The following is a 21,388-nucleotide window of genomic DNA, read 5'->3' as shown; positions in this document are numbered from 1 at the left end:
TTGATGTTCAATCCACCTTGGTAGAGCTTTCAAGGTGCTTAAATTCCTGGCTAGACACCGAAACTAACAATTAATGCCGTACCTCCAACGAGCAGTCGCATTAGTAAGTTGCGAGTGGTTTTCTTTTGTCACGGAAGTACAACAATCGCTGAGTTGGTTGATATGCCGTTGGTTGGTGGAGTGGCTGGGAGGCTGCGATCGGCTCGGATCTGTTAGCCGACTTTTTTTTGTAGTAAATCGGGCGATCGTTCTGGCTCAAGTTTAAAGGCGATCGCACTCCACCCGCAATCTCTCAACCCAATTCCAATCCAAGACTACCGCTTACACAAAATCGCAGAGAAAGCCGATGGCTTCTAGTCGTGAGATTAATCTACTTACCGTTTAAGGTCAGTCATTTTCAGTCTAAACCGCATTCCCCTAATCCGAGCTTTTAGCACAACTGGTTTGATTTCTCACTTCTCGATCGCAATTTTTATTTAATAATTCTTTCTCTTCTTGAGTGACGCGAAACGTAATAAATACATCGGGCTTGGGCATTGACAGATACCACAGCTAGAGATACCTTAATTATACGGGTTAAAGTATTGAACTACTTTACCCTCTAGAAACAAGTCAGTATTTGTAGGTTCTGGAGAAAAATAATTAACTGTGAAGCCCCGCGCTGCGACTTCTTTTGCAAACACCCCTGTTAACTGCTCTACTGCTGCTTTGGTTGCTGAGTAAACGCCATGAGTCGGCAACATCAAACGGGTAACAGACGCAGAAAAATGATTGCCCGTCCACGATCGTGAAGCCGAGTTGCAGCCTCTTGCAAACCTAGAAAAACGCCTTTGACGTTGATTTGGAAAAGCGGAACGTTAGATTTAGAGCGCGATCGACTTTATTAATACTTCAATTTTACCTCTAGAGCAATCTTAAACTCGATTTTATCGCTCCCACATTCTCATTCAACCCAGTCTTAAGCTAACGTTTCTCACCGTTAGTTGCTCTTTTTATGATTTTAATAAATTATTTTAACAACTTCCTCAAGCCAACAATTCACTGACGGCTACGCTAAAACCTGCAAGCACACTTTGAGTGTTAACAACTTCATCGGCATTAAACAACCGCCAGCGTTGCCCTGCATTCACAAATATTAATCTAGCTTCAGGAAACAGCAGCCAAACTTCTAAACATCCCGATTCCAAATATTCTTGAGCTTTTGCAAATAACTCTTCGCCGCTATCTTCCGGGGAAGCAACTTCCGCTATCAAAGAAAAACTTTGGGAAAATGCTGTAAAATTGCCTGATTCTGGCAGCAGTTCAGGAGTAATGTAAGCAACATCGGGACGGCGACCCTGTTTGTTAGTGCGGCAAAGGACTTCTGTAACAACTTCTCCTCCCCGTCCGCTGGAATTTTTGTAATTTCTCCAGGATGTACATAATTTAGATTGAGCGAGACCGTGCTTGAATGTCATTCCTGTTTTCTCCAATAAGTTGCCGTCAACCCATTCCATTCTATCAACAGGCTTGACTAAAAATTCTTCTAGAGATATGACTTTTTCTCGTTCAGATTCTGGGTGAATTTCGGGTATATTTTCTAATTTTTGCTGTGATTCTGGTTCTGAGTTTTGGTCGGCATTTTTGGGTATAATTATAGTAGCTGTCATGCTCGCAACCTCTCTTTAACGATTATAATTGTACAAGCGATAGCTCTCGATCGCATCTTTACGATCTTATGGAACTTGGTAGATTTTGTCTTTTCAACTTAGCGCGACAATTTATATATCATAGCAATTCAGAAAGGTGACTTTCATGATTCTCTCAAACCGTTTTTCTGAAGCCCTCACCTATGCCGCCGAATTGCACGCTACCCAACTTCGCAAAGGTTCGGGCGTTCCCTACATTGCCCATTTGTTGGGCACTGCTAGTATAGCTTTAGAATATGGGGCAAATGAAGATGAGGCGATCGCAGCTTTGCTTCACGATGCGATCGAAGATCGAGGCGGCCCCACCACCCGCGAAGCCATCCGCCGCCGCTTTGGCGATACCGTCACAGCGATTGTAGACGGCTGTACCGACAGTGACGAGACGCCGAAACCCCCTTGGCGTCAGCGAAAACAAGCTTATATCGATCGCATTTCTACAGCTTCTGGCTCAGTGAGATTAGTCTCGGCTGCTGATAAACTTTATAATGTTCGATCGATCCTGAAAGATTCCCGTCAATTGGGTGACGTTGTTTGGGAACGCTTCAAAGGCGGCAAAGACGGTTCTCTCTGGTATTATCGTTCTTTAGTAGAAGCATTCCGCAAAGCTGAGTTAACGCCTATAGTTGAAGAATTAGACCGCACAGTTTTAGAATTGCAACAGTTTTCTGAAGGCTGAAGACTGAAGGTAAAAATCACTAATTATCAATTACCAATTACAGTCACAAAATGGCAAATGTTCGCTTAGAAAATATTACCCTACGCTACCAAAACGTCACCGCGATCGAAAACATCAGCTTCAAAATCCCGGATGGGGAATTTTGGGTATTAGTCGGGCCATCCGGCTGCGGGAAATCCACAATTATGCGGACAATTGCCGGCTTAGAAACCGCAACTTCCGGCAATCTTTACATCGGAGATAATTTAGTTAACAACATTCCGGCCAGACAGCGGGATGTAGCAATGGTGTTTCAAAATTACGCGCTTTACCCGCACATGACTGTCGCAGAAAATCTGGCTTTTGGATTGCGGATGCGGAATGTTGACCCGACTAAAATTCAAGAACGAGTCGAAACAGTGGCCCGATCGCTCTCGATCGACCACCTCCTCAAGCGTAAGCCCAAACAGCTATCAGGCGGACAGCAGCAGCGGGTAGCACTGGGAAGGGCGATCGCCCGCGAACCGAAAGTATTCCTGTTAGATGAACCGCTTTCTAACCTCGATGCTCAACTGCGAGACGACACTAGAGCAGAACTAAAACAACTGCATCAACGGCTGGGAATTACCACAGTTTACGTCACCCACGACCAAGTGGAAGCGATGACTTTAGCTGATAAGATTGTAGTTTTAAATGGGGGAAAAATTCAACAAATTGGAGACCCGCAAAGCATTTATGCCAAACCAGCTAACCGCATGGTTGCCACATTTTTAGGCAATCCCGCCATGAACATTTTGCCTGTAATATATACTAACGAATCCTTTCAAGTAGGAAATCAAGCTTTAGCCTGTCCGCCCTCGATTCAGAAAAAATTGCAGGCGAGAGAAGGACAAGGATTTGATTTGGGCATCCGTCCAGAAAATATAGAAATCTTTACGCCACAAACAGTAGAAGATGATGATTTGAAAACCGATGTTTGGGCTTTAGAAAAAGTTCCTCTTGATGTAGAGGTAAAAGTAGTGGAACCTCTGGGGCGAGAAACTTTAATTCGGGCGAGTTTGCCTTTGGTGAGCGCGGAAACTACTGTACAGTTACAAATACCTGCGAGTGTTCGCTTGCGATCGGGCGATCGCCTGAAGGTACAGCTTGACTTCGATCGACTATTTATATTTGACCCATCCACAGGTGAGGCGCTTTATCCTTAACTCGATTGAACCTAAAATCTGCAAATCTTAAATCTTAAATAGATAGGATTTGTGCACGCTGACCTCAGAAACCGGGTTTCTTCCTGTATTTCTCGTTCCTCGTCCCAAATTTTTAGTAGAAACCGGATTTCTCCACCCCATGCGTAAGTCTTGATAGACTGACTTTTGGAGCGGGGAGGTTTTTATTGCTCGTTACAAAAATTTACAGTTGACATTTATTAATTTACGGAGTAATGATACAATTAGTGTCCGCCCCAAAGAAAACTATCATCTCAAAGGCGTATCATTCCTGGCTCGGCGCGATCGCCACCTACGACTGCGCATCTTCCCGCTAAGAATCGGCCTTACGCGCCGACTTGGGAGCAACTGGCGAACCAAAAACTCATAAAAATAAAAACATTCTAGCGGCATTTTTAGATGAATCTCGACAACCTGCCTCAAATGCTGCAAACAGGATTTCACCTAACATTAGGTGCAACTTCCTTTTTAATTGAGACATTGCAAGATCCGCTAAAGCGAGAAGAAAATCTTGACAAACTGAAGTCAGATTTAGGCCAGCTCGCGGATGAGCTGTTGGAAAAAGGAGAAATGACCGATCGAGAAGCGCGGAATTTTGTAGATACTATTTTCTCTCAACCGAGGGAGCGGGAGAATGCAGACAGCGAATCTGTCTCGCCCAAGGAATCGGATGCAGCGACTGATGCTCCTCCCGAGTCGGTTGTACAGCCTGACGTAAAGCTAGAGATTCAAGAATTAACTGCACACATGGCAGCGCTGAGGGCCGAATTGGAAAATTTGCACGGCGAAAATTCCCAGGATTAAAGAATCAAGATTCTCTAACACAGCCGGAGTTGACTTGGAAACTGACTTGCAAACTTATTTAAGAGAACCAAACTTTAGTCATTGTCCCAGTTTTCAGAACCGATCAGGTCGGCAATGCGATCGCGCAGCAAGAAGTCGCATTTTTCTAACTCGCACTCCACGCAAGCCCATTCTCGGGGTGGGATGAACTGACAAAGCGTGTAGATAGGCTGTTGTCGGCTCAGCACGCCCTCGTTCACGAGGTGGCGGGCTTCATCCTGGATGACATCTAAAGAGTATTGGATTTTGATAGTGGACTGAATCATAATGCGCCCTCAAGGTTTTAGTAAAAAAAAAATTATGGCCCTGGTAATAATATAATGCAAAATTCCGGATATGTAATTAAAATTTTGTCAGTATACAGGTATACAATTCACTGCCGTCAATTTTAAAAAATTATAGGAACGATTAGTAAGTGATGGGATTTGTCTTGGGATTTTGGCCGCAACTTTTCCGCGCTAGCATACCCATCTGCTGCAAAGCTCAATTCTGAATGTAGGAACCCGCGCCCGATTCCCGGTTTCTGGATGCTTCGCCGCCAAAGCCAAAATTATTTCTTGCGAGAAACCGGGTTGATGAATTTAAGTCCTGACGCAGCAGCAAAAGAAAGATTTAGGAGTCCGGCAGTTCAAGCATTGCCGGTGGCCTCAATTCCAAACAGCACTTCTAGAGCGAGAGATTGCGCTACCGGCATCTGCCCGAAACAAAATACATAAGGAATACTCGGAGGCAAGTGCGGCAAAAATTGCTCTAAAACGTAGGGACTTCCGTAAATTAATACAGCTTGCAGTTCTCCCGTCTTTAATAATTTCTTAAACAAATCTTGAGCTGCTTGGGTCAAACCAGCACTGCCTCGGAAGCAATTGCCGCGAATGAAAATTTGCAGCAGTGTAGGAGAAAAATCCTCTGCACCTGCATTATCAGCGATCGCACCTGTGCGATCGTCAATCAGTTGCAATTTGTAACCAAACTGTTCGGGCACGGCGATCGCCGGAGTGTGGTTTCCCAAAAACTCGCACCCCAAAACATCATCTACAACAATCAAATTCCGCAAAAGCTGGTTTTCTGGAGACTTTGACACCTGCAAAGGTAGATTTCCGCCAAATTTCAAAGAATTTCGCAAAATATCGGCAGCAGTTGCCCTTGAGTCAGGATTTGCCAGCAAACTTAAGTCGATCGAGTCGGTGGATTGTAAATTCTTGCTTTCCCCCTTAGCAAGGGGGGGTTGGGGGGGGTCAGAAATCGACAAACCCACCTTTATTTTCGCTTCCCAAATTCGCTTGACAGATTCCTTGATTTGTGCAATTGAAAGCCGCCCTTGAGTGACAGCTTCGCAAACAGCGAGGATCGCCCCTTCCGGGTCAAGCGGCATCAGCAAAACATCAGCACCAGCCTCAGCAGCCAAAACAGCAGCTTCGTTGGCGCCGTATTTATTGGCGATCGCACCCATCACCAAAGCATCCGTCACGATCAAACCTTCAAATCCCAACTCTTCTCGCAGCTTCCCGATCAAAATTTTGCGAGAAAGAGTAGCAGGAAATTGGGCATCCCAAGCCGGAATCAGCAAGTGAGCACTCATCACAGCATCGACCCCAGCAGCCATCGCCTCGACAAAAGGAGGTAACTCAACCTCAGCCAATCTCGCTGGCGAATGCGGCAAAACCGGCAATTCCAAGTGAGAATCAACCGCCGTGTCTCCGTGGCCGGGAAAATGCTTAGCTGTAGTCAAAACCGGGTGCGGGCCTGCGCCGCGAATAAAAGCAGCGGCTAATTTGCTGACAATTTCCGGTGTCTCGCCAAAAGCGCGGACGTTAATCACAGGATTGTCGGGATTGTTGTTAACATCAACCACGGGTGCGAGAATCCAATTGAGACCGATCGCCCTAGCTTCGATCGCAGTGACAGCGCCCATTTGTTCGGCATATCGATCGGCTTTACCTGCATCGTGCCGCGCCACTTCGGCAATTGCCATCGGCGGCCCGAACCAAGTCGCCCCCGCGAACCGCTGGCCTACACCTTCCTCAATATCAGCCGCCAGCAGCAGCGGAAACTTGGCCCAAGACTGCAATTGGTGCGATCGAACTGCCAACTCCGCAGCACTTCCCCCCACCAAAATCACACCGCCGACGCCCAAATTTTCCAGATAATAGCGGAGTTTGCTAGCAGTTGGTTCCCATTCGGGATAGCGAATTTGGTGGTCGAACAAGTAGCCTGAAGCGCGCACCACGAACATCTGGGCTACCAGTTCTGGTAAGGAAAGATTGTCAATCATTCGATTTTAGATTTTAGATTTTAGATTTTAGATTTGGGAATCGGGAATTGGGAATCGGGAATTGGGAATTGGTAATCAGGAATTATGAATCGGGAATCAGAAATTCTTTCCTCTTTCCTCTTCCTTCTTCCTTCTTCCTTCTTCCTTCTTCCTTCTTCCTTCATAAACTAATTCTCGTCTGTTTCGTCAATTTCATCGTCAGCGAATTCTTCCTCCGCATCTAGAAGATCCGGTTTGCGATCGGCAGAAAGCTGATTCAGCAGTATCAGCATTTTATCGCCCCGTTCCAAAGAATGGTCTTCGAGAAAAATCACTTCCGGCGTCCGGCGCAGTTGCAATCGTTGGCCCAACTGGCTGCGGACGTAGCTAGTTGCAGATTTCAAACCCTCCATAGTCTCAGCCTTTGCCTCATCAGTACCGTAGATGCTGACAAAAATTTTTGTATGCTGAAGGTCTCCCGAAACAATTACATCGGTAACGCTAACCATACCGGCACCTACCCGGTCGTCCTTGATTCCATTCAGCAACATCAGGCTGACTTCCCGTTTAACCATTGAAGCTACACGCTCAATGCGACGACTTGTAGCCATAACACCTACTCCTCTACTTTCCTAATCAGCCATTTTCATCCCGATTGACAATTGTAGCGCGATCGGTCAGGGGTGTTACGGGCGATCGTCCGAGTTAGGGGTGAGATACAGCTTAGAGGAAAAAAAATGTTTGATTGCCTATAGGTGAATATATAGCTAATATAGAGAGGTAGAGTGAGAGACAGCTTAGAGGAAAAAAAATGTTTGATTGGATTGTCAAAACCGTAGCCGATGCTTCAGGGGTAACTAACCAGCTAAAGATAGCTGAATGGGCAAGATTGAACAGAACTAACCCTTTCGATATGGGAGCCAAAAACTACCAACGATGTATTCATGACTTAGGGTTAGGGGGAAAATATTATGAACTTGAATATAACGAAGATGGAAGCCTAAACTATAAATAATTTTGCCTATAACTCCCTTAATTACGCTTCATAGTTCTTCATTTTATATCATCCCTAATCAATCAATCAATCAATCAATCAAACAGAAACATTCTTTGTTAAAATTACTTTATTGCCGTGTTTTTTTAGGGAATAAAACTTATGGAAAAAGAATTTACAATCGGTCAAAAAGTCCGAGTTGTGGCGATGCCGCCTTACGTCAAAACTGCCGAACCGATGCCGATGCTGCGGCCTGCGAATTTAATTGCGATCGGGGCTGAAGGTGTTGTGATCGATCGGCGTCCCGGCAATTATTGGGGCATTCGCTTTGAAAAAGGTGCTTTTCTGTTAGACAGTCAGTACATTGAAGCGGCGGAAACTAATGTAGAAGGTAATGGGTAATCGGGAATCGGGAATCGGGAATCGGGAATTGATATCACAACTTAAAATCTCCCTTTTTATTCTCTCTTTTCCTTCTTTCCTCAATATCCCTCCGTTAAATCCGTTAAATCCCTTATACAATCGATTGCTCAACGGCCCTGTTTAAGAAGCCAGCTTAGCCTCAAAAGCCAAAGAATTAACCGTCAACTCCCCCAAAACTTCCTCTAAACTCGGAGATATGAAGTTACAAGGTTGAGGCTTTCCCAAATAATAACCTTGAGCGTAATCTACCCCAAGTTCATTGAGTTTATCCATAATTATTTGACTTTCCACATACTCGGCAATAGTTTTAATTCCCATGACGTGAGCAATTTTGGTAATAGCTTCCACCATTGCGATATCAATAGGATTGTCGGCAATATTTTTAATAAAATTGCCGTCAATTTTGAGATAATCAATCGGCAAGCTTTTCAGGTAAGCAAAGGAAGACATCCCGCTGCCGAAGTCGTCCAAGGCAAACTGGCAGCCGAGTTCCTTGAGTTGCCAAATTAAGCTTGCTGCTTTGCTGAGATTAGCGATCGCTACGGTTTCTGTAATTTCAAAACAAATTATTTCTGGCGGTATTTGATGGATGGAAAACTGCTCTTGAATAAACTCGATAAACTTTTCTTCGTTGAGGCTGTCCCCAGAAAGGTTGATTGAATAAAGGCTGGGATACTTGCCAAATGAGAATTTGGGATTAGACAAAAGAGAGCAAGCAGGGAAGGTAACTATTTTATCGCTGTCTACCCCGGGGTTTTGGACAAATAAATTGGCCGTAAAAATTTTAGATAAATTGCTAAATAAAGTGCGAATTACCCAGCAGTCGATGGCGTGCATCAAGTTGTAGCGTTCGGCCGCCGGAATAAACGCCATCGGCGACACCAACTGACCGGTTTCAAGCTGGAGGCGGAGCAGGATTTCGCAGTGGGTTCCGGTGGTTGGAGAGTTGAGCAAATGTACGATCGGCTGAGAGTACAAGCAAAAGCGATTCTCTTCTAAAGCTTGATTAATTTGCACCACCCACTCGGTTTCGCCGTGCTGTTTGATTAATTCTAGATCGCCCGCTTGATAAACCTGCACCCGGTTGCGGCCTTTATTTTTAGCAGCGTAGCAGGCCATATCGGCCGCGCTCAAAACCGCAGATGTCGATACTGTTTTGGGATTAATTGTTACCAAACCGATACTGACACCGATCGAAAAAGTTTTGTCCTGCCACCCAAACCGGAATCCCTGAATGCTTCGCAGCAGCGATTCTGCAACATCCAAGCCTCGTTCGAGGGGACTGTAATACAGGAGTACAGCAAATTCATCGCCGCCCAGACGCGCCAAAATATCGGTTTGGCGGATTTTGCCTTTAAATAGCTGGCTGACTTGGCGCAGCAATTCGTCGCCAGCAGCGTGACCGGAAGTGTCGTTAACTATTTTGAAGCGATCGAGATCCAGGTAAAGCATAACGTGTTCGTGCCCGTAACCTTGAGCACTGTGCAGGGCTTGTTCTAGCTGGTACTCAAATTCGCGGCGGTTGACTAATTGCGTCAGGGGGTCATGAGTTGCCTGCCAGGTGAGTTGTCGCGCTTGAGTTCGCACTTGGGTAACATCTCGGAACACAACAACGGCCCCGACAATTTTGCCGCTGCTGGCGTGGATGGGGGCGACGCAGTGGTCGATCGCAAATTCCTGGTTGTTGCGGGCAATCAGCAAGCTGTTGTGCCTTTGGTCAACAATCCGGCCTTCGCACAAAGCGATTTCGGCGATATTTTCGATCGGCAGTCGGGTAGTTTCGTCAATTATTCTGAGTACGCTGTCGAGGGGCAAACCTTTAGCTTCCCAGGTAGACCAACCCGTGAGTTTTTCGGCAACTGGATTCAGGGTGGAAATGCAGCCGTCGGCATCAGTAGCGATTACGGCATCGCCGATCGATTGTAGAGTAACCTGAGCGAGTTCTTTTTCTTCAAAAAATGCTTGTTCCATGCGCTTGCGATCGCTAATATCCCGCTGCACGGACACCCAGTGAGTGACGTTCCCGGATGTGTCGGCAATGGGTACGCTGTTGAGTTCGACCCAATAAGTTGAACCGTCTTTACGGTAGTTAATCAATTCCACGCGTAGGGGTTCTCGGCGAGAGAAAGCACGGCGAATTTTAGCGACCTGGGTCGGGTCGCTGTTTGGGCCGCGCAAGCAACTGGGGGTTTGTCCGATGATTTCTTCGGGTAGGTAACCCGTCATTTGGGTAAAAGCTTCGTTGGCATAGATGATGCTGGGATCGGAGATATCGCTGTGTCCCGCATCCATAATCACGATCGCGTCGTTAGCGTTAACTACGGCAGATTCTAGCAGTTGCAGCCGCACCTCGGCCCGCACGCGGGTAGCGATTTCGCTTTCTAGTGTGGCGTTAGTCAAGCTGAGTGATGCGATCGCTTTTTGCAATTCGCTAGTCTGTTCTACGACTGAATCGTGCAGAACATCGATCGCCCCGGACATTTCCATCGGGTCAAGTACCCGCAGTAAGTTGCTTTGAGTGACTATTCCCAGGAGTTCTCCCCGTTCCCCTGTTACTACCAACCTGCGCACTAAACGCTGCTGCATTTCAAGATGAGCTACCCACAGCGAGTCTTCTTGCTTGAGACTAAATAGGGGGGTACTCATCACTGTTTGGGCGATCGTTTGCGACAAATCTATATCTAAAGCTTGAAATTCCACAATATCCCGTTCTGTGACTATACCTACTGGAATGGGGAACGGCAAATTCATCGATAATTCTGTTGATTCCGTAATTACCACGCAGCTAACCCGGTGCTGCGCCATCAACTCGGCTAAAGTCATAACTGAGGCGGATCGAGGCGCTTGAATGACTTGTGCGGTCATTACTTCTTTCACGCTGCGCATTTTTAAGATATTTCCCGGTTGCAGCATGGCTTGGCGAATGCTTTCCGGCGTAATTACTCCTAAGAGTTGACCCTCACTGTCCAATATTGGCAAATGCTTAATTCTTCGTTGCCGCAGCAGAATTAGGGCGCTGAAAATGTCTTGAGTCTCGGATTTTGTCAGAGTTGCTGCCGGCTGCCTCATCACTTCTGCGATGGTGACACCTTTTAAGTTTTTGCCCGAAGCAATCAAATCGACAAGATCCCTCTCGGTAAAGATTCCTTGCAATTGAGAATTTTGAGCAGAGTGCGAGGATAATTTTTCGAGAGATTTTTCCACGACAAAGACGCAGATACCTGTGGCGTCTCTGAAGGCACTTGAGGTGGGGGCATTTACGATTTCTGTTAGTTGCTGGTAGATATCGCTTGGTGGAATGTCTGCGTTTAGAGAGCAACTTCCGCGCCATTGGCCCATCAGGGTAATTACTTCTGCTAGTGGGGTATCGGGCGTAACTGTCAAGGGGTAGGGGTCAATTACTTGATCTAAGGTTGGCAGATACTTAGAGGAATCGTTTTTGAGCATATTTAATTTAGTTTTGCGATCGCGTTGATTCTGCGACATTCCAAAAAAGCGCTGCTTTTCAAGCACTAGGTTAATTTTTACAGCGCTGCTACTGAGACCTAATTAAAATTTCTTGTTAAGAATGCACCCCGCTCTTTGGCTGGGGATCTGGTCGGTGACAGCTCTCCGTCTACCTATAAAGTTATAAGCGGATCTTTATTTTAAGTTAAATTTTCTGTCCCGTGACACTTTTATTAAAAATAATGTATTAATTTTGAACTTTTTGCGATCGGATTGCTGGCTAAAATCATCGATCGCAGCGTTAATCATATCCATCTTCAGAAATACACATCTGTTAGCTTTAGTAGCTAACCTAGAAAGGTTACTACGAAAAAGCACTGTATTAAGTTCGGCAGTGTTAAGTTTTGCCCAAGTAAGTTTTGCGAGCTTTTCGAGACCATCTGTGGCTTGTCGAGGGGAATGGATATCACAGCCAATCTGTGAATTCGATCGCAAATTCCGAAAACAACCGTGGTAAGATTGTAGATATAAACAGAAGAACTTCAACACACAGTCTGGTGAGGAAAAGGGATTATGAAACGCCATCTATTAGCCGCTACTTTTTTAATTACTCCCTTACTTTTGGCAGGCCCGGCTCGCGCTGAAAATCCCGCTCACGTCAAACAGTTATTGTCAACCGGGCAATGTTTTCAGTGCGACTTAGCTGGAGCAGATTTAACGGGAGCCCATCTAATTGGTGCTGACTTGAGAGAAGCAAATTTACGAGGAGCAAACCTATCTAAAGCCAACCTCGAAGGCGCTGACTTGACGAGTGCTAACTTGACGGGTGCTAACTTAACCGCAGTTTTCCTGACTAATGCCAGTTTAAATTACGCAGACCTCGATCGGGCAAATCTGACCGCCGCCATCATTAACACCACTGACGTATCCGGCGCATCAATGGAAGATATGACCATCACTGAGGCAAAAATCTACAATACTCAAATTGGCGTCGGCGGCAGCTACGACCAGTAAACTCCTTAAAAGAATGGAAAACGCCAATTTTCAGTTTAAAAACCCGGTTTCTCCCCAGAAACCGGGTTTTTAATCTTTTTGTAGGGTGGCCGGAGTCTCACAGTTTCTCTCGTATTTCAAGCGAACAATCTGACGCACCTTACCGCTACCGCTAAAAACCCAAATCAACGGCAATTCGGTGCGCGCAAGCAAACCCAGAAAACGCCACCGCATTTAAACCCTGTCCGGGAAACGTACTGTCACCCACACAATACAAACCAGGCATAGAAGTTCGATTAAACGGCATTCCCAGCAAACCCATTAACTTCTGTCGCGGAATCGGCCCGTAAGTGCCGTCTTCGCGCCCCAAAAAGCGGCGGTGAGAACGCGCTGTCCCCACTTCCATATAATCCAAACCCGCATCTAAACCGGGAAAAATCTTTTCTAATCTTTCAATAATTCTCCCTGCGGCCTCTTCCTTTTTATCCTCGTATGCCTGCTGCGAAAGTCCTTCCCAATCTTCCATCCAACTCGACGTAAAAGCGTGAACGATATGATATCCTGCGGGAGCTAAATCCGGGTCGAGCACGGTCGGAATTGAAACCAAAACAGTTCCCTCCGGCGCTTCCATTTTGTCCCAATCTTCTAACAAAATGTGGTGGCAGGCACTACCGACAGGGATTACGCCTGCTTCCACTCCCAAATGCAAACTCAAGAAACTGGGGGCTTTTTGATAGCGCTGCTGCCATTTCTTTTCGCTCGCGGGCATCTCTTCTGCAGGCAGCAATTTCTCAAAAGTATCCCACCGCGTGGCGTTAGAAACTATCCGCTTTGCCCGGTAAACTTCGCCGGTTGCTAGCTCAACTCCGACAGCGCGGCCGTTTTCTGTAAGAATTTTTTTCGCCTTAGCTTTGTATTGAATTTTCCCGCCGCATTTTTCTAATCCTTCTACTAATTTTTGGGCAATTTGACCGACTCCGCCTTTGGGATAATTTATGCCGCCGTAATGTCTGTCGGAAAATACCATTCCGGCGTTAATCATCGGCGTCAAGTCTGCGGGTACTACAGACCAGTAGTAGCATTCCATGTCGATAAATTTCAGCAAAGTAGGGTCTTTTATGTAGCGCCGCGCAATGTCGCCAGTATTTTGAGGCAGATATTTTACTAATCCCAAACAGGCTAAAGGATTCTGAAAAAAGACTCGAACCAGATATCCGGGTTCTTCTAGGGATAGCAATTCCATGCCGTTGAGGCAGTTAAAGACGTTCCAGCATTCGCCGTAAAATTTGTGGATTCCTTCGCGTTCGTGAGGGAACCTGTCAGTTAATTCTTGCAAGTATTTATCATAAGCCTGGGGAACTTCAAGTTCCAAGCCGCTGGGTAAGTGATAGTGAAGCTGTACGGGGTCGGGAATCGTTTCTAAGGTGACGTTGACTGCTTTCAGGGCGCGGGTGAGGAGGTTGGTGGTGCCGCGCTGTCCGAAGCCAAAAATCATGGAGGCGCCGACATCGAATCTGTAGCCTTCTCGATCGAAATATCCAGCGCTACCCCCCGGAATTGTATAGCTTTCGAGCACTAAAACTTTGGCTTTCTTAGCGGCTAACTGGGTGGCTGTCACGAGTCCGCCAATGCCGGAACCGATGACAATTACATCAAACTCTTGCTCTGTTGGGCGGGAGTTGGAAGAAAATAACTGGGATTGGGTAGGAGCTGACATTGCGTTAAAAATCTTAATAATTTCCATAATATTACAGTCGATCGCCGTCGCCGAACTCTTGCCTCTGCCATTTTCCCTTTGTATATGTAGCCTTCTGCCTTTTTTCCTTTTCCCTCTTCCATCGGACTTCTTCCTTCTTCTTTCCCCAAAAAAAATGCGGGAACAGTCTACCATTGCCGACTGCCCCCGTCTGCCGATCCTTTGAGAGGAGAACACTGAAAATTACTATAGCCTTGTTGCTAATTAATGTCAATACTATTAGAAAAATATTTCAATAAGCCGATGGAGGTCGATCGGCGAATGGGTTGTAACGGACGGCTTGTGCTTGTCGCCACAGTCCGGCAGGAGTTTGAACTCGCGACGGCAATCTTGAAAATGGTGCTCTTCGGTCGATTCTCGCTCTCTGGGTTGTATGCGCCCTCAAGGATGTGATAAGTTGCACAGAGCGATCGATCGCCGGTTGGCGAATTTCTCGAAGAAGATCGACCGCACCGCATAAAATCCCTCAAACCTAGCAATCTCCCCAATTTTCTAATGTCCCTGCAACTGCGCGTTTACGTTCCCCCGCATCCGTTAATTAAACACTGGCTGGCTGTCGCCCGCGACGCCGCTACCCCCTCGGTACTTTTTCGTTCTGCGATGACAGAATTGGGAAGGTGGCTGGCTTACGAGGCGATTCGAGAATGGCTGCCGACAGTGGAAACAACGGTGCAGACGCCTTTGGCAGAATGTCCGGCGACTTTTATCAACCCGGAAGCTCCGTTAGTTGTGGTACCGATTTTGCGGGCGGGTTTGGCACTGCTGGAAGGAATTCAGACGGTTGTGCCGCTGGCGTCGGTTTATCACCTCGGCATGGCAAGAAATGAGGAGACGCTGGAACCGAGTTGTTATTTGAACAAGTTGCCGGCGCAGTTTATCCCGGAAACGCGGGTGATAATTAGCGAGCCGATGCTGGCGACTGGCGGCACGATTGTGGCGACAATGCAGGAATTGACGAAGCGGGGAATTGACCCAAACTTGATTCGGATTATCTCTGTGGTGGCTGCTCCTCCGGCTTTGAAGAGGCTGAGTGCAGAGTACCCGAGTTTGATTATTTATACGGCCACGATCGACGAAATGCTGAACGAACAGGGCTTTATTGTACCTGGTTTGGGAGATGCGGGCGATCGAACTTACGGTACGTGAACCAATCAGTCAGCCAGTCAATTTTAGATTTTAGATTTTAGATTTTAGATTGACTCGACAGATAAATCTGGGGGCTTGTATCCCTTTTTGGGTGCGGTGAGTTGTTCCAGGAATCAGTTGCTGAAATCTCGGGAGAAAAAGATGACCCTGGTTTCGTAAAAGCAGGTACAGAGAAAGTTAGAATCAAAAGTACAATTCAAAAATAAATAGCGTTTAGCACTCATTGCCCGTGAAACTTGATTCTGTTCCGCCAAGCTTGTCTGCTTCTGACTCAGTAAACCTCAATTATGATTTGCCACAACAGGTACAAATACAAATAAAAGAGGTTTCTGAGATTTGTGCTGCTTTAAACCCGGAACCCGCTGAACTCTCAGTGAGTGCAAATCCCGATATTTGTCAGGAACCAAATAAACTGAAGTCGAAGCAGTGGGCAATTTTTGCTTCTACTTTTGCAACTATTTTTTTAGCTGAAATAGGAGACAAAACTCAACTCGCAATTTTGCTGATGACGGCTGAATCTCGGGAGCCTTGGATTGTGTTTGCCGGTGCGGGTTCGGCTTTGATAGCAACCAGTTTGCTGGGAGTTTTGCTGGGAAGGTGGCTGGCAAGTCGGATTGCTCCGAGAACTTTGGAGAGAGCTGCAGGAGTGATTTTGCTGGGGATTGCGGCTGTTCTGCTGTGGGAAGTGCTGGGTTAATTGTCAATCGCCCTGACTTTAACCACCTTATATGGGCAAGGTGCGCTGAGGCGCACCCTACATATACTGTCCGAGATTTCTTAATTAACTAATAACTAAAAAACATGGATTGGCAACTTTTGGGAATAAGTTTTCTTACAGTTTTTTTGTCAGAATTGGGAGACAAAAGTCAACTAGCTGCGATCGCCCTCGGCAGCAGTTGTAACTCGCCGCGGGCTGTATTTTTCGGTACGGCGTCGGCGTTGCTGCTGGCGAGTTTAATCGGCGTTTTAGTTGGGCAAGGCACGGCAGAGGTATTGCCGGAGCGACTGGTAAAGGCGATCGCGGCGATCGGATTTGCGGTGATGGGCTTGCGCCTGCTGTGGCCGAAAGCAGATGTACCGGAAGCATCCGAGTAAAGCGCCGTCAGTCGATTTTAGATTTTAGATTTTAGATTTTAGATTTTAGATTTACTCTACAGATGAATCTGGGAGTTTGAAAAAGAGTCTAAAATTTTTAGTTCTTTACGACAGGATTCGTTCGCAAGTATCCGTTTTTGGGCGGATTTAGGAAACTTGACAGTAGAGTTATTGCATAAATGTTCGATCGATCGGGAAACCGCAGATAGAACGCAGGTGCATTTCAAGATAGGAGAGCGAATGCCTGCAATTCAACCATAGTTTACGAGCGCTAAAATTTAATAAAAAATTAGCAGCGGGCGTGAATTCATGCCCGCTGCTAAAGGTTGAGTTTTTCTCAACTCAACATCTGAGGATTGTGTTGATTAAACTTGGTTTTGGTAGCACCAGCCGATCAGCGTACCGGCGACAGCCAACTTCAGCACTTCCAAGCCAAAATAGCCTTGGTGCAGTAGATTCATCCCGGTAGGCACTTCTGCTGCAGAATCGAACAGATTTAGCTGAATTCCCAAGGCGCTCATTTGGGGCGTCAGGGCGTAGGTGTCAATCAGGGCGATCGCCAGAAGTACCAATGATAATAAGATTGCTGTGCGGCTGCGCTTGCCGAAGTCACCGACTAAATTGCTCAAAACCATCAAACCCGTTGTCACCAGGCCCGAACAGATTAACTCAACGCGGTTGAATCCCCAGAACATTAAATTTCCGGCCGTTGCAAATTCGGGAGATGTCATCATGCCAGATACGTAGAGACTGGGCATAATTACTAGATCCAAAATCAGGCTAACGCTGGCCCAGAAAATTAAGGCCACCATGACAATTGCTTGCCAGCGAGGTTTGAGTGATTCCACTCTTGATGTTGTAATAGCTGTCATATAATTAGACCCTCTAAAATTTTATTCTGCCTTTTCTAGAGTTTAACTAACTTTTTTATAAAATCGTGTTAAGTATTTTTAAATTAATGGTAACTTTTGTGTAACAGAGCCTGAAGAATTGTTAAGCTCAATGATGTTTGTCATCACCTGCGTTAACTAATACTAATTCGGAAAAAGTACGGAATAAATTAATAATTACTCACAGAACTTACGCACTGCGACCAAAGACACCGGGTTTTTGGTCGTGATTAAAGGCTATAACGTATGTTCATAAAAAAACCGGGTTTCTGCGTCCAGGACTAACTCCTAATTTAACTGTATATGCCTAAATTTCAATTATCATCTTGGTTTCCCCGTCTCCCCCATCAAGTCTGGATTCTTGCTGCTGGCAGATTCCTCTCCCAAAGCGGCACCGGTTTTACTTTATTTTACGCGCCCATATTTTTTGTCGATCGCGTCGGTTTATCTGCTACTGCTGTTGGGATTGGTTTGGGTAGCGGTTCAGTTTCGGGAATATTCGGCAGAGTTTTGGGCGGTTCTTTTTGCGATTCCAAATTTTGGGGAAGGCGGCGAACTTTATTGCTGGCGGCAATTATTGCTGCTGTGGCTTCTTTTGTACTGGCGGCTGCTAATGATTTTCCTGGTTTAGTTGCGGGCAATTTACTGATGGGTTTGGGCGTGGGTTTGTATTGGCCTCCAACCGAGACGATGGTGGCGGATTTAACCGAGGGCGAACAGCGACAGGAAGCTTTTGCTTTGACGAGGCTGGCTGATAATTTAGGTTTGCAAGTTGGGATTATTTTGGGGGGTTTATTGATTGAGGTAACGGGTAATTATCGATCGCTCTTTATTATTGATGGTATCTCGTTTTTAGTGCTATTTGCGGTAGTTGCGATCGCGATCGCCGAAACCTACAAACCAGCTAATTCAGCGGATAGAGGCAGCAAAAATCTGGAAAATGGCTGGATAGTGGCGCTGAGCGATCGAAGTCTTCTAGTCTATGCTTTAGTAAATACTTTGTTCACATTATATATTTCCCAAATCCAAACCACAATGCCGCTCTACTTTAGCAAGTTTGTCGCGGTGGGGACGGAAAAAGGTTTTTCAACAGGTACAATTACCGTTTTGTTTGCTTTTAGCACGTTTTTAACTGTGGCTTTGCAACTGCCAGTTGTTAAAGCTTTGAGGCCATTTTCCCATCCAAAAGCTTTGATGATTTCTGCGCTGCTATGGGGAATGGGATTTATTGCGATCGGCTTGACGGGAATGGCTGCAACGGGCAATCTATTGTTAGCTGTTTTAGGCTTGAGTTTTTTGTCGGTGGCGACTGTTGCTTATACGCCTTTTGCTTCGGCTTTGGTGGTGGATTTAGCGCCGGAGTCTTTGCGCGGCGTGTATTTGGCGGTTAATTCTCAGTGTTGGGCGATCGGCTATTTAATCGGGCCGCCGCTGGGCGGTTTGGCTTTGGATAGAGGTAAATGGGCGGCGGATAATTTTTGGTTGGGTTTGGCTTTGAGTGTGGGCGCTGCTATTGTTATTTTGCAAAAGCTCGATCGAATGTTAAAAAAATAGTTGCCTAAATACCTGTTCTGTGATACATTTTTATCTCTTTTTTTACAGAGGATCGATCGAATGTTAAAAAAATAGTTGCCTAAATACTTTTTTTGTGATAAGTTATCCTGCTATTTCTTAATGAAAAACATAATAATTATGAATTAAAAACTTTGGGATTGTGGATGCCAAATAGATTTATAATTCTCGAAACATAAGAGCAATTTTACAATCTATTTAGTGAGGAGCTGTAATGAAAGCACATCTACTCTTTAGTGCTAGCGGAATAGGTTTAGTTTATCTACTTGTCGGTTCTCTACCATTGGCAGCGATGCCTCTCGTCCCTGAGAAACAGACATTAGGTACTGAAGAATTGAAACAATTAGAGACTGAAATCAGCCTGGATACAAGTAGTGTTGACAATGCGGTCAAAATTCCGGGAATAGATGAATTCAAACCCGCCGATGCAGTGGAAGTTGAAAACACGGGCGATCGCCCCGTCTCAACAGCCAAGGAACTCGCGCCTCTCCCCCAAGACAGCCCTCAACTCAATGGGCCACAAACAGCAACATTTACCGCTGAAAATACGCCGGAAAACTCATTAAAATTAGCTGAAAAAGCAGGCAACTTAGAGCCAGCCTCAGTTACAGAAGAAATATCTGTTACCCCTTCCCAAAACCAGCAGACACCAGTAGAATTTACGGCAGAAACATCAGTCATTGCTGCCCAAAACCCAGCCGCACCAGCTATTGCCCAAACAGGCATATCTGCACCAGTACCAACAGAAACTTCTACTACCCAAAAGTTGGCTGAAATCGAAAACAGCAGTTCCTTAGAACCAGCAGCAACCAACAGCGAAACCGAGGGGTCGATCGAACTACAACAAGTAACATCTGTATCTCAACTCTCCGACGTGCGCCCGACGGACTGGGCATTTCAAGCCCTGCAATCTCTAGTAGAAAGATACGGCTGCATAGCAGGATATCCAGACGGCACATTCCGAGGCAATCGGGCAATGACTCGCTACGAATTTGCCGCCGGTTTAAACGCTTGCTTGGATAAAGTTAGTGAGCTAATTAAAACAGGTACAACCAACTTAGCAACAAAGGAAGACTTAGCCGCATTGCAAAGATTGCAAGAAGAATTTGCAGCAGAATTAGCCACTTTGCGGGGTAGAGTCGATGCTTTAGAATCTCGTACAGCCGAACTAGAAGCCAATCAATTTTCGACAACAACTAAACTCAGTGGCGAAGCAATTTTTAGCGTTGCCGATACTACCAAAAACAATAACAGCGATACTCAGACAGTCTTAAACTACCGAGTGCGCTTGAATCTGCTGACCAGTTTTACAGGCAAAGATACCCTAATAACTGGCTTGCAAGCTTACAACATTCGCAGCTTCGGGCCTAATTTAGGTTTGTCAACAGGGGCATTTAGTGCTTTGTCCGACAGTCAGGCAAAGCTGAGTTTTGAACCGCAATTCCCAGGAATTAATCCTGAGACTCTATCTAGCATTGACGCCAATACTGTTGAACTTTACAAGCTGCTTTACGTCTTTCCAGTTTCTAATAGTATCACTTTATTTGCCGGCCCGAAAGCAGAAACTTCTGACGCTTTTCAAGCTATTACTCCCTTTGCTGGAGAAGGGCAAGAAGCCGTCTCTAGGTTTGCAGGTTATAACCCTGTAGTCCGCGTATCCGGTGGCACTTCAGGCAGGGGTTTGGCATCAGCAGGCGGGTTTATTTGGAACATTTCCCGCAAGCTTAATCTCACAGCTTTGTACGGCAGTGCAAATGCAGCCTTGCCCGTTGATTTAGGCTTTCCAGCCACGCCTTTAGGAGCAGGTGCATTTGAGGGAAGTACGGTGGCTGCGGCGCAGTTAACTATTAAACCTACCAGCAGTATCGACATAGGTTTAAATTACGCTTACAGTCGCCACAAAGTGAATATTCTTGCTACAGGATTAGGTGATGCCGATTTGGGTTCTATTTTGGGATCGGATAGAGAACCTGTTAACGGTGGCGTGAGGCTCAATTCCTTTGGCGGTACCGCAACTTGGCGGTTTTCTCCGAAAATTGCTATTTCTACCTATGGAGGTTGGATAGTTGCTGACGCTGAAAGAAGCAATGCTTCTACAACTTTCACCAGTTGGATGGTAGGTTTCCATTTCCGAGATTTGTTCGCACAGGGCAATAATGCAGGTATTTTGTTTGGACAGCCACTCGATCGCGATTCAGTAAGTGGCGGTGCTCGCTTTCAGCAAAACAAAGCAACTCCTTACCATTTAGAAGCTTATTACCGCTTCAAAGTCAACGATAATATCAGCATTACACCCGGAGCTTTTGTGCTGTTCAATCCTGAAGGAACTAAGGATAATGACACTGTAGGGGTGGGAGTCCTGCGCACCACTTTTACCTTCTAAAGGCAGTCGCGATACTATCTGCAATTGCC

The 21,388-nt window shown here is 46.0% G+C and carries 22 protein-coding genes; 12 read left to right on the top strand and 10 right to left on the bottom strand.

The features are described 5' to 3' along the window. The first annotated feature begins 73 nt into the window (after positions 1-73). Entirely contained in the window at positions 74-265 is a 192-nt protein-coding gene (locus QUA13_RS07235) for a hypothetical protein (protein ID WP_333197699.1), read from the top strand. Positions 266-563: 298 nt separating this feature from the next. Here the strand turns inward: QUA13_RS07235 and QUA13_RS07230 are convergent, their stop codons facing one another. After that, a complete protein-coding gene (locus QUA13_RS07230; protein WP_445242687.1) occupies positions 564-746 on the bottom strand; it encodes an SDR family oxidoreductase in 183 nt (60 codons plus the stop codon). Between the two features lie 279 nt (positions 747-1,025). Further along, positions 1,026-1,649 carry a Uma2 family endonuclease gene (locus QUA13_RS07225; RefSeq protein ID WP_333197697.1) on the bottom strand — a complete coding sequence of 208 codons (624 nt, stop codon included), beginning with the start codon at positions 1,647-1,649 and terminating at the stop codon, positions 1,026-1,028. Between the two features lie 145 nt (positions 1,650-1,794). Between QUA13_RS07225 and QUA13_RS07220 the strand changes: the two genes are divergently transcribed. From QUA13_RS07220 to QUA13_RS07210, 3 genes are all read left to right on the top strand, one after another. After that, positions 1,795-2,364: an HD domain-containing protein gene (locus QUA13_RS07220; RefSeq protein ID WP_333197696.1), complete on the top strand. Its 570-nt coding sequence runs from the start codon at positions 1,795-1,797 to the stop codon at positions 2,362-2,364. Positions 2,365-2,414: 50 nt separating this feature from the next. Next, entirely contained in the window at positions 2,415-3,548 is a 1,134-nt protein-coding gene (locus tag QUA13_RS07215; protein ID WP_333197695.1) for an ABC transporter ATP-binding protein, read from the top strand. A 417-nt stretch (positions 3,549-3,965) separates the two neighbouring features. Beyond that, on the top strand, positions 3,966-4,370 hold the full coding sequence (locus tag QUA13_RS07210) for a hypothetical protein (RefSeq protein WP_333197693.1): 405 nt from the start codon (positions 3,966-3,968) through the stop codon (positions 4,368-4,370). Positions 4,371-4,444: 74 nt separating this feature from the next. Here the strand turns inward: QUA13_RS07210 and QUA13_RS07205 are convergent, their stop codons facing one another. The 4 genes from QUA13_RS07205 to rbfA all read right to left on the bottom strand — a co-directional run bounded on the left by QUA13_RS07205 (position 4,445) and on the right by rbfA (position 7,271). Continuing rightward, complete coding sequence (locus QUA13_RS07205) at positions 4,445-4,675, bottom strand: DUF4327 family protein (protein WP_172186863.1); 231 nt, start codon at positions 4,673-4,675, stop codon at positions 4,445-4,447. A gap of 362 nt (positions 4,676-5,037) precedes the next feature. After that, positions 5,038-6,681, bottom strand: a complete 1,644-nt coding sequence (locus QUA13_RS07200; RefSeq protein WP_333197692.1) for a glycoside hydrolase family 3 N-terminal domain-containing protein — start codon at positions 6,679-6,681, stop codon at positions 5,038-5,040. A 20-nt stretch (positions 6,682-6,701) separates the two neighbouring features. Then, on the bottom strand, positions 6,702-6,845 hold the full coding sequence (locus tag QUA13_RS07195; RefSeq protein WP_333197691.1) for a hypothetical protein: 144 nt from the start codon (positions 6,843-6,845) through the stop codon (positions 6,702-6,704). 3 nt (positions 6,846-6,848) lie between these two features. Further along, positions 6,849-7,271: a 30S ribosome-binding factor RbfA gene (gene rbfA / locus QUA13_RS07190; RefSeq protein WP_333197690.1), complete on the bottom strand. Its 423-nt coding sequence runs from the start codon at positions 7,269-7,271 to the stop codon at positions 6,849-6,851. A gap of 200 nt (positions 7,272-7,471) precedes the next feature. On the opposite strand from rbfA, the gene QUA13_RS07185 reads away from it, so the two are divergent. Together QUA13_RS07185 and sipA are read left to right on the top strand one after the other, a co-directional pair. Next, positions 7,472-7,675, top strand: a complete 204-nt coding sequence (locus QUA13_RS07185; protein WP_333197689.1) for a hypothetical protein — start codon at positions 7,472-7,474, stop codon at positions 7,673-7,675. Positions 7,676-7,816: 141 nt separating this feature from the next. Next, positions 7,817-8,056, top strand: a complete 240-nt coding sequence (sipA, locus tag QUA13_RS07180; protein ID WP_333067909.1) for a regulatory protein SipA — start codon at positions 7,817-7,819, stop codon at positions 8,054-8,056. 141 nt (positions 8,057-8,197) lie between these two features. On the opposite strand, the gene QUA13_RS07175 is transcribed toward sipA, so the two are convergent. Further along, complete coding sequence (locus QUA13_RS07175) at positions 8,198-11,563, bottom strand: EAL domain-containing protein (protein ID WP_333197687.1); 3,366 nt, start codon at positions 11,561-11,563, stop codon at positions 8,198-8,200. Positions 11,564-12,097: 534 nt separating this feature from the next. On the opposite strand from QUA13_RS07175, the gene QUA13_RS07170 reads away from it, so the two are divergent. Beyond that, positions 12,098-12,538, top strand: coding sequence for a pentapeptide repeat-containing protein (locus QUA13_RS07170; protein ID WP_333197686.1), 441 nt, complete (start codon positions 12,098-12,100; stop codon positions 12,536-12,538). A gap of 151 nt (positions 12,539-12,689) precedes the next feature. Here QUA13_RS07170 and crtH read toward each other — a convergent pair whose 3' ends face one another. Next, complete coding sequence (gene crtH / locus QUA13_RS07165) at positions 12,690-14,234, bottom strand: carotenoid isomerase (protein ID WP_333197713.1); 1,545 nt, start codon at positions 14,232-14,234, stop codon at positions 12,690-12,692. Between the two features lie 239 nt (positions 14,235-14,473). After that, the gene (locus QUA13_RS07160; protein WP_333197685.1) at positions 14,474-14,731 is read right to left on the bottom strand and encodes a hypothetical protein; all 258 of its coding nucleotides are present in this window, start codon (positions 14,729-14,731) and stop codon (positions 14,474-14,476) included. 37 nt (positions 14,732-14,768) lie between these two features. Here QUA13_RS07160 and upp point away from each other — a divergent pair, with 37 nt between their 5' ends. From upp to QUA13_RS07145, 3 genes are all read left to right on the top strand, one after another. Next, positions 14,769-15,419, top strand: coding sequence for a uracil phosphoribosyltransferase (gene upp, locus QUA13_RS07155; protein WP_333197684.1), 651 nt, complete (start codon positions 14,769-14,771; stop codon positions 15,417-15,419). A 229-nt stretch (positions 15,420-15,648) separates the two neighbouring features. Continuing rightward, on the top strand, positions 15,649-16,116 hold the full coding sequence (locus QUA13_RS07150; protein WP_333197683.1) for a TMEM165/GDT1 family protein: 468 nt from the start codon (positions 15,649-15,651) through the stop codon (positions 16,114-16,116). A 104-nt stretch (positions 16,117-16,220) separates the two neighbouring features. Then, complete coding sequence (locus QUA13_RS07145; protein WP_172186872.1) at positions 16,221-16,514, top strand: TMEM165/GDT1 family protein; 294 nt, start codon at positions 16,221-16,223, stop codon at positions 16,512-16,514. A 365-nt stretch (positions 16,515-16,879) separates the two neighbouring features. On the opposite strand, the gene QUA13_RS07140 is transcribed toward QUA13_RS07145, so the two are convergent. Then, a complete protein-coding gene (locus QUA13_RS07140) occupies positions 16,880-17,386 on the bottom strand; it encodes a hypothetical protein (protein WP_333197682.1) in 507 nt (168 codons plus the stop codon). Positions 17,387-17,707: 321 nt separating this feature from the next. Here QUA13_RS07140 and QUA13_RS07135 point away from each other — a divergent pair, with 321 nt between their 5' ends. Next, a complete protein-coding gene (locus tag QUA13_RS07135) occupies positions 17,708-18,958 on the top strand; it encodes an MFS transporter (protein WP_333197681.1) in 1,251 nt (416 codons plus the stop codon). Positions 18,959-19,190: 232 nt separating this feature from the next. Beyond that, positions 19,191-21,359, top strand: coding sequence for an iron uptake porin (locus tag QUA13_RS07130; RefSeq protein WP_333197679.1), 2,169 nt, complete (start codon positions 19,191-19,193; stop codon positions 21,357-21,359). Positions 21,360-21,388: the final 29 nt, after the last annotated feature.

The sequence above is a fragment of the Microcoleus sp. S28C3 genome (assembly GCF_036700785.1).
GTDB lineage: Bacteria > Cyanobacteriota > Cyanobacteriia > Cyanobacteriales > Microcoleaceae > Microcoleus > Microcoleus asticus.
Note: the sequence above shows the minus strand (reverse complement) of the source record. Positions and strands in the feature narration are given on the sequence as shown.

Bases quoted from the DNA above. Each gene is read 5' to 3' on its own strand.
- QUA13_RS07140 (WP_333197682.1), bottom strand. From the start codon at position 17,386: ATGACAGCTATTACAACATCAAGAGTGGAATCACTCAAACCTCGCTGG.
- QUA13_RS07130 (WP_333197679.1), top strand. From the start codon at position 19,191: ATGAAAGCACATCTACTCTTTAGTGCTAGCGGAATAGGTTTAGTTTAT.
- QUA13_RS07205 (WP_172186863.1), bottom strand. From the start codon at position 4,675: ATGATTCAGTCCACTATCAAAATCCAATACTCTTTAGATGTCATCCAG.
- QUA13_RS07235 (WP_333197699.1), top strand. From the start codon at position 74: ATGCCGTACCTCCAACGAGCAGTCGCATTAGTAAGTTGCGAGTGGTTT.
- QUA13_RS07195 (WP_333197691.1), bottom strand. From the start codon at position 6,845: ATGAAGGAAGAAGGAAGAAGGAAGAAGGAAGAAGGAAGAAGGAAGAGG.
- sipA (WP_333067909.1), top strand. From the start codon at position 7,817: ATGGAAAAAGAATTTACAATCGGTCAAAAAGTCCGAGTTGTGGCGATG.
- QUA13_RS07170 (WP_333197686.1), top strand. From the start codon at position 12,098: ATGAAACGCCATCTATTAGCCGCTACTTTTTTAATTACTCCCTTACTT.
- rbfA (WP_333197690.1), bottom strand. From the start codon at position 7,271: ATGGCTACAAGTCGTCGCATTGAGCGTGTAGCTTCAATGGTTAAACGG.
- QUA13_RS07220 (WP_333197696.1), top strand. From the start codon at position 1,795: ATGATTCTCTCAAACCGTTTTTCTGAAGCCCTCACCTATGCCGCCGAA.
- QUA13_RS07210 (WP_333197693.1), top strand. From the start codon at position 3,966: ATGAATCTCGACAACCTGCCTCAAATGCTGCAAACAGGATTTCACCTA.
- QUA13_RS07225 (WP_333197697.1), bottom strand. From the start codon at position 1,649: ATGACAGCTACTATAATTATACCCAAAAATGCCGACCAAAACTCAGAA.
- QUA13_RS07160 (WP_333197685.1), bottom strand. From the start codon at position 14,731: ATGCGGTGCGGTCGATCTTCTTCGAGAAATTCGCCAACCGGCGATCGA.
- QUA13_RS07185 (WP_333197689.1), top strand. From the start codon at position 7,472: ATGTTTGATTGGATTGTCAAAACCGTAGCCGATGCTTCAGGGGTAACT.
- crtH (WP_333197713.1), bottom strand. From the start codon at position 14,234: ATGTCAGCTCCTACCCAATCCCAGTTATTTTCTTCCAACTCCCGCCCA.
- QUA13_RS07145 (WP_172186872.1), top strand. From the start codon at position 16,221: ATGGATTGGCAACTTTTGGGAATAAGTTTTCTTACAGTTTTTTTGTCA.
- QUA13_RS07200 (WP_333197692.1), bottom strand. From the start codon at position 6,681: ATGATTGACAATCTTTCCTTACCAGAACTGGTAGCCCAGATGTTCGTG.
- QUA13_RS07175 (WP_333197687.1), bottom strand. From the start codon at position 11,563: ATGTCGCAGAATCAACGCGATCGCAAAACTAAATTAAATATGCTCAAA.
- QUA13_RS07135 (WP_333197681.1), top strand. From the start codon at position 17,708: ATGCCTAAATTTCAATTATCATCTTGGTTTCCCCGTCTCCCCCATCAA.
- upp (WP_333197684.1), top strand. From the start codon at position 14,769: ATGTCCCTGCAACTGCGCGTTTACGTTCCCCCGCATCCGTTAATTAAA.
- QUA13_RS07215 (WP_333197695.1), top strand. From the start codon at position 2,415: ATGGCAAATGTTCGCTTAGAAAATATTACCCTACGCTACCAAAACGTC.